Origin of the sequence: Aeromonas sp. QDB54, from assembly GCF_027707385.1 — a bacterium.
GTDB lineage: Bacteria > Pseudomonadota > Gammaproteobacteria > Enterobacterales > Aeromonadaceae > Aeromonas > Aeromonas hydrophila.
Map to the genome: position 1 here is coordinate 22765 of NZ_JAPCIT010000001.1, position 11911 is coordinate 34675.

The 11911-nt window shown below is 61.5% G+C and carries 8 protein-coding genes and 1 pseudogene; 8 read left to right on the forward strand and 1 reads right to left on the reverse strand.

Annotated elements, in window-relative coordinates; genetic code table 11:
* Positions 1-29: 29 nt before the first annotated feature.
* From PG881_RS00095 to PG881_RS00105, 3 genes are read left to right on the forward strand one after another with little or no spacing between them, the layout of a single operon-like run.
* Positions 30-1847 carry an extracellular solute-binding protein gene (locus PG881_RS00095; protein ID WP_270797657.1) on the forward strand — a complete coding sequence of 606 codons (1818 nt, stop codon included), beginning with the start codon at positions 30-32 and terminating at the stop codon, positions 1845-1847.
* A gap of 25 nt (positions 1848-1872) precedes the next feature.
* Positions 1873-2916, forward strand: coding sequence for an ABC transporter ATP-binding protein (locus tag PG881_RS00100; RefSeq protein WP_270797660.1), 1044 nt, complete (start codon positions 1873-1875; stop codon positions 2914-2916).
* Positions 2913-3914: an ABC transporter ATP-binding protein gene (locus tag PG881_RS00105; protein WP_029299196.1), complete on the forward strand. Its 1002-nt coding sequence runs from the start codon at positions 2913-2915 to the stop codon at positions 3912-3914. Before PG881_RS00100 ends, PG881_RS00105 begins: the two co-directional genes overlap by 4 nt.
* A 683-nt stretch (positions 3915-4597) precedes the next feature.
* Here the strand turns inward: PG881_RS00105 and PG881_RS00110 are convergent.
* Complete coding sequence (locus PG881_RS00110; RefSeq protein ID WP_270797663.1) at positions 4598-6049, reverse strand: aminoacyl-histidine dipeptidase; 1452 nt, start codon at positions 6047-6049, stop codon at positions 4598-4600.
* A gap of 918 nt (positions 6050-6967) precedes the next feature.
* Here PG881_RS00110 and gpt point away from each other — a divergent pair.
* The 5 genes and pseudogenes from gpt to PG881_RS00135 all read left to right on the forward strand — a co-directional run.
* Positions 6968-7435 carry a xanthine phosphoribosyltransferase gene (gene gpt / locus PG881_RS00115; RefSeq protein ID WP_011707189.1) on the forward strand — a complete coding sequence of 156 codons (468 nt, stop codon included), beginning with the start codon at positions 6968-6970 and terminating at the stop codon, positions 7433-7435.
* 119 nt (positions 7436-7554) lie between these two features.
* Entirely contained in the window at positions 7555-8823 is a 1269-nt protein-coding gene (gene frsA / locus PG881_RS00120) for an esterase FrsA (protein WP_011707188.1), read from the forward strand.
* 61 nt (positions 8824-8884) lie between these two features.
* On the forward strand, positions 8885-9277 hold the full coding sequence (gene crl, locus PG881_RS00125) for a sigma factor-binding protein Crl (RefSeq protein ID WP_011707187.1): 393 nt from the start codon (positions 8885-8887) through the stop codon (positions 9275-9277).
* Positions 9278-9437: 160 nt separating this feature from the next.
* Complete coding sequence (gene proB / locus PG881_RS00130; protein WP_219279532.1) at positions 9438-10541, forward strand: glutamate 5-kinase; 1104 nt, start codon at positions 9438-9440, stop codon at positions 10539-10541.
* An 80-nt stretch (positions 10542-10621) separates the two neighbouring features.
* A pseudogene (locus tag PG881_RS00135) lies at positions 10622-11887 on the forward strand (glutamate-5-semialdehyde dehydrogenase); the annotation flags it as partial.
* Between the last annotated feature and the right edge of the window lie 24 nt (positions 11888-11911).

Consider the following 11911-nt stretch of genomic DNA (forward strand, 5'->3'; position numbering starts at 1 on the left):
AGTGCAGGGGTATGACCTGGAAGTCAAACATGAAAAATAAAATCAAATGGATAGGTGCTCTCTTTGTGCTGGTGAACGGCTCCTGGGTGTGGGCGGCCAGCCTGCCTGCGGATCTCAAGTGGGAGACCAATGACACCGACCCCGTGTTCGCCTCGCCCAAGGCGCTGCCGGGTGGCAGCATCACCATGTTCGTGGACAGTTTTCCACTGACGTTTCGCACCGTGGGGCCCGACTCCAACGGCGCGTTCCGCTCCTTCATCATGGACAACCAGCTGAGGCTCATCAGCTTCCACCCCAATACCGGCAACCCCATGCCGTCGCTCGCGACCCACTGGGCCATCGCGCCGGACAACCAGACCGTCTACTTCAAGCTGGATCCGCGCGCCAAGTGGTCCGACGGCAAGCCGGTGGTTGCCGATGACTACACCTTCGGCTACGAGATGATGCGCTCCAAGGACATCAAGGGGCCCTGGTTCAACAACTACTACACCACCGAAGTGGTGGCAGTGGAGAAGGTTGACGACCACACCATTCTGGTCAAGGCGGGTACCCGCAAGGCCAAGCTGGACCTGCTCAACACCACCGAGCTGTGGCCGCAGCCCAAGCACTACTACAAGCTGACCCCCAACTGGGTGAAGCAGTACAACTGGGCCGTGGTGCCCACCACCGGCCCCTACGTGATGAGCGACGTGAAGAAGGGCAAGTCCATCACCTTCAGCAAGCAGAAGGAGTGGTGGGCAAAGGACGATCGCTACAACCAGCACAGGTTCAACCTCGACACCATCAAGGTGCAGGTGATCCGCGATCACAACATCGCCTTTCGTCACTTCCTGAAAGGAGAGCTGGATACCTTCGAGATGATCCTGCCCAACTGGTGGCATGAAAAAGCGGTCACTCCCGAATACAAGCAGGGATACGTGCAGAAGGTGATGGCCATGACCGACACCAAGCAGGGCGGTCAAGGGCTGCATCTCAATATCGCCACTCCCAAGCTGGCTGACCTCAACGTGCGGCTCGGCATCCAGCATACCCTCAACATCGACAAGATGATTAAAACCGTGCTGCGTGGCGACTACGACAGAGCCACCACCTTCGGCTCGGGTTTTGGTGAGTTCACCGACATGCAACTGCCGGAGCGGGCCTATGACATCGCCAAGGCGCGCGACTACTTTGCCAAGGGCGGCTATACCAAGCCGGGGCCGGACGGCATCCTGCAAAACGACAAGGGAGAGCGGCTGACCCTCGCGCTCACCTACACCAGCCAGGAGCACTCCAAGCGACTGACCGTGCTCAAAGAAGAGGCCAAGAAGGCGGGGCTGGATCTGGAGCTCAACCTGGTGGACGGCGCCACCGGCTTCAAGGCGATGCTGGAGAAGAAACACGAGGCGGCCTGGATGGGCTGGGCCGGCGGTGGTCTCTATCCGCAGTATTGGGAGTCGTTCCACTCGGCCAACGCCAACAAGCCGCAGACCAACAACCTGTTCAACGTGGCCGACAAAGAGCTCGATGGGCTGATCGACGCCTACAACGTCGAGTTCGACATGGCCAAGCGGGCCGAGCTCTCTCGCCAGATCCAGCAGCGTATCTATGATCTCGCCATCTTCGTGCCCGGGGTGCAGCTCAACTACGTGCGGGCCAGCAGCTGGCGCTACGTGATGCTGCCCGAGGTGCCCGCCACCAAGAACACGCCGGATCTGCTCTACTGGCCCATGGATGGCTACCCTCACAGCAGCGGCGGCCTGCTTTGGCTCGATCCCAAGGTGAAGGAAGAGACCCTGAAGGCCAAGGAGGCAGGGGAGGCGCTGACGCCCATCAACCTGCTCGACAAGACTTATGCACGTCATTGATATGGCACAGAAGGGAGCTGCAGTCATGTCCAACACACAGGCTCCTCACCCGGGCACCCGGGATCATGGGAGGGATGGCCAGAGCAAGGCCCCGATTCTGGAGGTACGCGATCTGGCGGTGGAGTTTGCCGTCGATGGCGGCAAGATCAAGGTGCTCGACGGGGTCAGCTTCAAGGTGGCCCCCGGCCAGACCCTGGGGGTGGTCGGCGAGTCCGGCTGTGGCAAGAGCGTCACCTCGCTCGCCATCATGGGGCTGCTGCCCAAACCCCATGGTCAGGTGGTGGCAGGCTCCATCCGCTTTCAGGGGGAGGAGCTGCTGTCGCTTGCGCCGGATCAGATGTACAAGGTGCGCGGCAACCGCATCTCGATGATCTTTCAGGAGCCGATGACGGCGCTCAACCCGGTGCAGACGGTCGGCGATCAGCTGATGGAGGTGTTTCGCCTCCACCGTCCCGACTACAGCAAGGCCCAGCGCAGGGAGGCAGCCATCGCCATGCTGCAGAAGGTAGGGATCCCCGAGCCCGCCCAGCGCTTTGCCGTCTATCCCCACAACCTCTCCGGCGGCATGCGCCAGCGGGTGATGATCGCCATGGCGCTCGCCTGTGAGCCGGCGCTGCTCATCTGCGACGAACCGACCACGGCGCTCGATGTGACCATTCAGGCCCAGATCTTGGAGTTGATGAAGGCGCTGCAGGCCCAGACCGGCATGGCCATCATCTTCATCACCCATGATCTCGGGGTGGTGGCGGAGCTGTGCGACGAGGTGGTGGTGATGTATGCCGGCAGGGCGGTGGAGCAGGCCGACGTGTTCGAGCTGTTTGACCACCCGCGCCATCCCTATACTCATGGTCTGATGAGCTCGATCCCGCGGCTGGAAGATGAGCCCAAGAGCCTGCTCAAGACCATCAAGGGGCAGGTGCCCGCCCTGCACGAGATGCCGGCCGGATGCCGTTTCTCCAACCGTTGTCCTCATGCCACCGAGATCTGCGTGAGCGCCATTCCGGCTACCGAGCAGCTCGCCGAGCGGCATGGGGTGGCCTGCCACCACTGGAGGGAGCTAGCCGTATGAAGACGCTTTTATCGGTGCGCGACGTGAAGCAGCACTTCCAGCTGGGCGGCGGCTTGTTGCGCAAGAAGTACCATGTCTACGCGGTGGACGGCATCAGCTTCGATCTCAAGCAGGGGGAGACGCTGGGGCTGGTGGGCGAGTCCGGCTGCGGCAAGTCGACCCTGGGGCGCACCCTGCTCAAGCTGTTCGAGCCGACCGCCGGCACCATCACCTTCGAGGGGCGCGACATCACCCACCTCTCGCCCAAAGAGATGCGATCTTTGCGCCAGGAGATGCAGATCGTGTTTCAGGATCCTGCGGAATCCCTCAACAGCCGCCACACGGTGGGGCAGATCCTGGAGGAGCCCTTCGTCATCCACGGCAAGGGCAACGCCGAACAGCGGCGGGTCTGGGTGCAGGAGTTGCTGGAGAAGGTGGGGCTGCCCGGCAGCGCGGTGGATCGCTATCCCCATGAGTTTTCGGGCGGCCAGCGCCAGCGCATCGGCATCGCCCGGGCTATCGCCCTCAAGCCCAAGCTGCTGGTCTGTGACGAGGCGGTGTCGGCGCTGGATGTGTCGGTGCAGTCCCAGATCGTCAACCTGCTGCTCACCTTGCAGCGGGAGATGAACCTCGCCATCATCTTCATCGCCCACGACCTGTCGGTGGTCAAGCACATCTCGGATCGGATTGCGGTGATGTATCTGGGCAGGATCGTCGAACTGGCCGAGGCCCAGTCGCTCTATCTGGCACCCCGGCATCCCTATACCCAGGCGCTCATTTCGGCCATTCCGGTGCCGGACCCGCGCCGGCGCAGCCAGCGCATCCTGCTGACGGGGGATGTGCCGTCTCCCATCTCGCCGCCGAGCGGCTGCCACTTTCACCAGCGCTGCCCTTACGCCGGCGAGCTGTGCCGCACCAAGGCGCCGAGTCTGCAGCCGTGCGACGGGGCCGGTCATCAGGTGGCCTGCCACACGCCGTTGCCGCTGGCCGAGGTCATCCCCTTGGGAAAGGCGGTATGATGCCGGTGCCCGCATCGCAGCAAGATGGCACGGGAAACAGCGAATAAAAAATGGGGCCTGCGGGCCCCATCTTCATGGTTGGAGTTCAGGTTTGGCCGTGGAACATCTGGCCAGGGCAGGACAGCTCCCCCGCAAGGGGATGGCTGCTGTGTGGATTGTTGTTTCTTGTAATTTTACTACTTAAATGTTCGATCACGCTTTCACGAAATTGCCCGCTGGCGGCATCAGGCGCCATAGCGGAAGTAGTAGTTGCGGGTTGCCGGCGCATAGGTATCTTTCTCTACGACGCCTTTCTTGCTGGTTACACCCTTCAGGTGGAACAGGACTGCCAGATTCTCAAACATATATTCACCTCATTGCTCTGTCGTTGATTTGTTATCTGTGACCTGGGTCACGCTTTGATCCTATGGCCTTCTGTGAGCTGGATCAACTTTTTGTGTTGTAAATTTACATAAATCATAGAAAGGGTTTTCAAATCCAAGGTTGCTTATGGAGACGGTTTCAGCAGGCTCTCAAGTTGTGTACTTGATGGCCGACTGACGGGGTGAGCAGCGGATGGGGGCGCGGCAGAGTAGTCTGGCGGTCTTGAGGGGAAACATTCCAGGGGTGGGTGGGAGCAGGCAAAAAAATACCCCGCACCTGGCGGGGTATGTGGTGTGGCCGGTCGGCCTTGACCTGCAGGCTTATTTGGCCGGGATCTGTTCCAGCACGTGAACCAGCAGTTGCCAGAACCGCTCGACTGCCGGGATGTGCACCTTCTCACCTGGGGCGTGGGCGCCGCGGATGGTCGGGCCGAAGGAGACCATGTCCCACTCCGGGTAGGCGCTCTTGAACAGACCGCACTCGAGGCCTGCGTGGATCACCATGACATTCGGCATCTCGCCGAACAGGGTCTGGTAGCTGTTGCGTACCAGCGCCATTACCGGGGAGTCCACGTTCGGTGCCCAGCCCGGGTAGGCGCCGGTAAACTCGCAGCTGGCGCCAGCCAGATTGAACAGGGAGCGGGTCATCTGTTCGACGCTCTCGCGACCGGAGTCGATGAGGGAGCGGATCAGGCACTGCACATACACTTCGCCATCCTGGGTCTTGATGACACCCAGGTTGATGGAGGTCTCGGTCACGCCCGGGATGGCATCGCTCATGCGGATGACGCCGTTCGGGCAGGCCATCAGGGAGTCCAGCAGGCGGGCCTGCAGGGACTCGCTCATCAGCTGGGCCGGTTTTTCCTGGGATGTGAGCAGCACGGTCAGGTTGGCTTCGGTGGCGGCGAGCTCGCTCTGGTAGATGCCGGTATAACGGTCAACCAGGGCCTTGAATTCGTTGACGCTGGCGGCGGGCACCAGCAGCTTGGCCCGGGCCTCGCGCGGGATGGCGTTGCGCAGGGTGCCGCCATGGATCTCGGCCAGACGCACGCCCAGCGGCTCGGCGGCCTTGAGCAGACGCACCAGCAGCTTGTTGGCGTTGCCGCGGCCGCGATGGATGTCGACCCCGGAGTGACCGCCGCGCAGGCCCTTGACCTGCAGCTCGAAACCTTCACCCTCGGTAGCGGCAACCAGCTCCAGCGGGAAGCGGATATTGGCATCCACCCCGCCGGCGCATCCCATGTAGACCTCACCATCCTCTTCGGAGTCGGTGTTGAGCAGGATCTCGCCCTCCAGCCAGCCCGCTTCCAGACCGAAGGCGCCGGTCATGCCGGTCTCTTCGTCGGTGGTCAGCAGCACTTCCAGCGGACCGTGCTTGATGGTCTTGTCAGCCAGCACGGCCAGGCAGCCAGCCATGCCCATGCCATTGTCGGCGCCCAGGGTGGTGCCGCGGGCAGTGACCCATTCACCGTCGATGTAGGCATCGATGGGATCCTTGGTGAAGTCGTGCTGGGTGTCGGCGTTGGCCTGCGGCACCATGTCGATGTGCGCCTGCAGCACCACGGCCTTGCGGTTTTCCATCCCCGGCGTGGCCGGTTTCTTGATGATGATGTTGCCGACGGCATCTTGCTTGACCGCCAGACCTTCCCCTTGGGCCCATTGGACGATCCAGGCGCTCAGCTGGGCTTCGTGCTTGGAAGGGTGGGGGATAGAGCAGATCTGTTCGAAGAAATGCCAAATCAGTTTGGGAGAGAGAGAACTAAGCTGTGCCACGTCGGGACTCCTTACCAGCACGGAAGATGACAGGGCCCCGGTAGCGGGGCGAGCAAGAGGATAACGATAATACAGTCAATCACACAAAAATGTGAGCGATCAGCGCAAATTGCGGGCGGCTTGTGCTGGCAAGCGGGGGAATGGCAGCGTACAGCTCCGGTATGGACGAAACGAACCAGCACAAAAGAAAATTTGTGACTCGCATCACAAAAACATTGAGTTTATGGCGCCGGCTGGTAAATTAACGACCGTGGTTCGCCACCCGTCAGGATGACGATGAATGCCTCCAGGGAACCGAAGCAAAGCAAGTGCGCCTCCATGGAACCGAGTGTCCGTTCAAGGATCTGAACCCGCATTAAGGTACGTAACTTGTTAAGCAATCAGGAGTTTATGATGTCAGGCAGCAATTCAACCTATTGGTTCGCCCAGTCTCTTTATACCCAGGGTTTCAACTATCCGAACCCCTACGCCAGCCGCCGTTAAGGCAGGTTGCCGGCCGGGCTGACAGGCAGATCGAAAACAGCAGGCGAGTGAGGAACCCATCCTCCCCCTGCTATTTTTTTATCTGCTGCTCGGCAAGCGTCGCCCGGGAGAGGGAAAAAGAGGGAGTCAGCCGGACTTGCTTCGATTTTTTTCCTGCATTTCGCATACGTTTGCCAGTCAATTTATCCGCAAACGATGGTATCATGCCCGCCCAACAGCCTGTCTGCGGTCCTGCCCCCTCTGTGACATGACCGCCAGCTCTGCCCATCCTGCTTCCATTGCATCTGTTTTTGCTGCCGAGGGTCTTCTCCCGAGGCGGTCGTGGTGCAAGCCGAATTTGGGAAAAAGGGCCGTCAGCATTAACGAAATCACGTGCGTCAGCACGGGTTTTCAAGTCGTAAGTGATTGTTTTTATAACTCGTTGAGAACGATAGCATGCCAAAAAAATTCTACGTATCGTGGGACAACCTGCAACGTGAAGCGCGCCGTCTGGCCCGTCGTCAACTGCCCGTCAGCCAATGGAAAGGGATCATCGCGGTCAGCCGTGGCGGCCTGGTACCGGCTGCACTGATGGCGCGTGAACTTGGCATCCGCAACGTCGAAACCCTCTGCATCTCCAGCTATGACCACAACAACCAGCGTGATCTGGTGGTGGTGAAGGCCGCCACCACCGCGGGTGACGGCGAAGGCTGGCTGGTGGTGGAAGATCTGGTGGACACAGGCACCACCGCCAAAGCGATCCGCGAGCTCTACCCCAAGGCCAAGTTCATCGCGATCTTCGCCAAGCCGATGGGTGAGCAACTGCTGGATGACTTCGAAGTCGCCATTCCGCAGGACACCTGGATCGAACAGCCGTGGGATATGGCGCTGGAGTTTGCCACGCCGATCTGCGACGAAGAGTAAGCAGCGAATCAGCTTCACAGGGCTCCTATATGGAGCCCTGTTTTTTTGTGGTGCAACTGGCTGCCGGGCGGGAAAAGTGGTTAAGATGGAGCCATTGCATGACAGTATGAGTAATAGCTTTGGACTTGAACGACGACCTTAACCTGACCGAGAAGCTCTTTACCCGGGTAAAAAAGGTGCTGGAGACCTCGGAAGTCTCCAACTCCAGCCCGGTCGCGGAGCAGGATGACAATGTCGATGAGACCTTCATCGACGGTTCCATGTCATCGCGCTGGTATCGTCTGCTGCGCCGGCCGACCTGGGCCTGGCAGGGGGCGGACCCGGTCGAGGTGGAGCAGACCCTGGCCTGCATCGCCATGGGAGAGGGCGAGCGTACCCACGAGCGCTTCCTGGATACCATCAAGGGTTATGTGCCCGGCAACTGGGTCTATGAGTGGAGCCAGCTGGCCGGTCGCTACTTCAACCGGGGGCGCGAGCTGGTGGCACAGGGCGAGCGAGCAGCGGCACTGAAAAGTTTGCTCAAGGCGGTGCGCTACTACTCCATCGCCAGCTATCCCCATCTGAAGAATGACGAGCTGGCGGATCAGGCCCAACTGCTCGGCAACATGGCCTACCGCGAGGCGGGACGCCTGTTCAAGGTGCCGCTCAAGGAGCTGCAGGTGCCGTTTCGCGGCAAGCACATTCAGGGCTACCTCCATCTGCCGACCACCGACAAGCCGGTGCCTCTGGTCATCGTCAGCGGCGGCATCGATTCGCTGCAGGTCGACTTCCTCAATTTCTATCTCAAGTGCCTGGAGCCCAACGGCATCGGCATGCTGTCGCTCGACATGCCGGGCATCGGCTATGCCGAGCACTGGCCGTTGGTGCAGGACACCAGCCGGCTGCACCAGGCGGTATTGAATCATCTGTCCGAAGTGGCCTGGGTCGATCACCAGCGCATCGCCATGGTGGGTTTTCGCCTGGCGGGCAATGTGGCGGCACGGCTCGCCTTCATCGAGCCGTTCAAGCTCAGGACCGTGGTTTGCATCGGCGCCGGCGTCAATCAGGTGTTTACCAATCAAGAGATGTTTGCCCGCTGCCCGCGCATGATGCGGGACGGGCTGGCCAACCGGCTGGGGGCCGATGCAGCCCAGTGGGAGTCGCTGCGTACCAAGTGCCAAGTATTTTCACTCAAGACGCAAGGATTGCTGGGGACTCGCACTTCCGTGCCGATATTGAGTATTGGACACAAGAAAGATTTTATTTGTCCCGAGCAGGATGTCCGGGCATTGGCGTCCGCCAGCCGCAACGGCAAGGCGGTGGTGTTCGACAAACAACCCTTGCTGGAGGTATACGACGAGGCGTTGAAAGAGATGGTCGACTGGCTCAAGAAGCACCTATGTACATGATATAGCGCTAAAATATAACGTCATCCCAGGGTGATGTGGCTTGTTCAACAGGGAGGTTAACATGTCAGAAAGAGTGACCTACAAGCGACTGCTGAGGCAGTTTGCCGCGATTGGCCCCTATTTACGTGAGGACCTGTGTGAAGAGGGGCGTTACCGTTTCGACTGCCTTTCCGTCTGTGTCAGCGCCAAGCCGGCGCCGGACAAACGGGAATTCTGGGGCTGGTGGCTGGTGCTGGAGCAGCAGGATCACAGCTTCAGCTATCACTATCAGGTCGGCTTCTACAACGCCGAAGGGGAGTGGCTCAACAAGCCGCTGCCCAAGAAGCATCAGGCTGAAGTCGAACGTACCCTCAACCACTTCTACAAGCTCATCAGTGACAAGCTGCACCAGCTTGGTTGCCAGCTCGCTCCCGCCGAGCAGGTCACCAACGAGCTGACCGTCACCGCCGCCTGATGACCCGCCGCCCCGCCAGCCACCCATCGGCTGGCGGGGCGTTTCTTTGCCGCTTGCTCCGCTTTGCCTGTGCCCGCCGCTGCCCTGGTGTTAATTGCCTTGCAGGGCAACAGGGCCGTGGGTATAAAGGGATTCCTTATATTTCAGCCTTTTTGCTCCCATGGAAAACAGAACCATAGTCGTCAAACTGGGCACCAGCGTGCTCACCGGGGGATCTTCCCAGCTCAATCGTGCCCACATGGTCGAGCTGGTCAGACAGTGTGCAGCCTTGCACCGTCACGGCCACAGGGTCGTGATGGTCACCTCGGGGGCCATTGCGGCCGGCCGTGAGCATCTGGGCCACCCTCCATTGGCGCCAACCCTGCCCAACAAGCAGATGCTGGCGGCCGTCGGCCAGACCCAGCTGATCCGGGTATGGCAGGATCTGTTCAACCTCTATGGGCTGCACATCGGTCAGATGTTGCTGACCCGCGCCGATCTGGAGGACAGGGAGCGTTACCTCAATGCCCGCGACACCCTGCGCACCCTGCTCGATCACCGCATCATCCCGGTCATCAACGAGAACGACGCGGTGGCGACAGCCGAAATCAAGGTAGGCGACAACGACAACCTCTCCGCCCGTGCCGCCATTTTGGCCGATGCGGATCTGCTGATCCTGCTGACCGACCAGAAGGGGCTGTTTACCGCCGATCCTCGTACCAACCCGGATGCCCAGCTCATTGAAGAGGTGCAGACCATCGACGACACCCTGCGCAAGCTGGCGGGTGACAGCGTCAGCGGGCTCGGTACCGGCGGCATGGCCACCAAGCTGCAGGCCGCCGACGTGGCGCGCCGCGCCGGCGTCAACGTGGTGATCGCCACCGGCCAGATGCCGGAAGTGGTCGGCCGTCTCGCCAAGGGCGAGCGCATCGGCACTCTGTTCCCGGCGCTGGCGTCGCCGCTGGAAGGGCGCAAGAGCTGGATCCTGGCAGGGCCTCCTCCCCACGGCGAAGTGCAGGTGGATCAGGGCGCCGTGGCCGCCATGCAGGAGAAGGGCTCCAGCCTGCTGCCCAAGGGCATAGTGGCGGTGAAGGGCGATTTCGTGCGTGGCGACGTGGTGCGTATTCTCGACCCCAAGGGGGCCGAGCTGGCGCGCGGCATCTGCCGTTACAATCACCTGGAGCTGGACAAGCTGCGCGGCGTCCATTCGGACAACATCGAACAGGTGCTGGGTTACGGCTATGGCGCCGTGGCCATTCACCGCGACGACATGGTGCTGCTGTGAGTCGCCAGCTGCTGCCACGCAAGGGCCGCGGCACATCAAGATAAGGGGGACGCCGCCATCGGGCGGCCCCGCAAGAACCAAAGGGAAGAGAGATGAGTCTGGAGAAAATGGGGCAGGCGGCCCGTGAAGCCGCCTATCAGCTGGCCACCGTCAGCACGGCGCAGAAGAACCGGGCGCTGGCCGCCATCGCCGACGAGCTGGAGGCACGCAGCCACCAGATCCTGGCCGCCAACGAGAAAGACATCGCCGCCGGCCGTGCGGCGGGCTTGTCAGACGCCATGCTGGATCGGCTGCTGCTCAACCCGGCCCGGCTGGCCGGTATCGTGGCGGATGTGCGCAAGGTGATCTCTCTGGACGATCCGGTCGGGGCCGAAATTGACAGCCGGGTGCTGGAGAACGGCCTGCGCCTCTCCCGCCGCCGGGTGCCCATCGGCGTCATCGGCGTCATCTACGAGGCGCGTCCCAATGTCACCATCGATATCGCCAGCCTCTGCCTCAAGACCGGCAACGCCAGCATACTGCGTGGCGGCCGCGAAACCTTCCACTCCAATCTGGAACTGGTGCGGGTGATCCAGAGTGCGCTGGCGGCCTCCGGCCTGCCGCGCGATGCGGTGCAATACATCGACAACCCGGATCGGGCGCTGGTGGGCGAGCTGCTGCGCCTCGACCGCTACGTGGACATGATCATCCCCCGCGGCGGCGCCGGGCTGCACAAGATGTGCAAGGAGAACAGCTCGATTCCGGTGATCATCGGCGGTTTCGGCATCAGCCACATCTTCGTGGACGAGAGCGCCGATCTGGCGCGCTCCCTGGCGGTCATCGACAACGCCAAGGTGCAGCGCCCCTCCGCCTGCAATGCCCTCGACAGCTTGCTGGTGCATGAGAAGGTCGCCGCAACCCTGCTGCCGCAGCTGGTGGGTCTGATGAACGAGCGCAAGGTGGCCCTGGTCGCTACCCCCGAGGCCCTGCCGCTGCTGGCGGGCGCCGACAGCCTGCGTGCCGCCGGCCCGGAAGACTTCGATACCGAGTGGCTCTCGCTGACCCTGGGGGTCAAGCTGGTGGCGGATGTGAACGAGGCGCTGGCCCATATGCGCGAGCACAACGCCGGCCACTCCGATGCCATCCTCACCAACGATCTGGCCAATGCCGAGCGTTTCGTCAACGGGGCCGGTTCGGCGGCGGTCTATGTCAACGCCTCCACCCGCTTCACCGACGGCGGCCAGTTCGGGCTGGGGGCCGAGGTGGCGGTCTCGACCCAGATGCTGCATGCCCGCGGTCCCATGGGGCTGACCGAACTCACCAGCTACAAGTGGGTGGGATTGGCGGACTATTTGAGTCGCGCCTGACGCCTTTTGGGTCCTGTGTGAAAA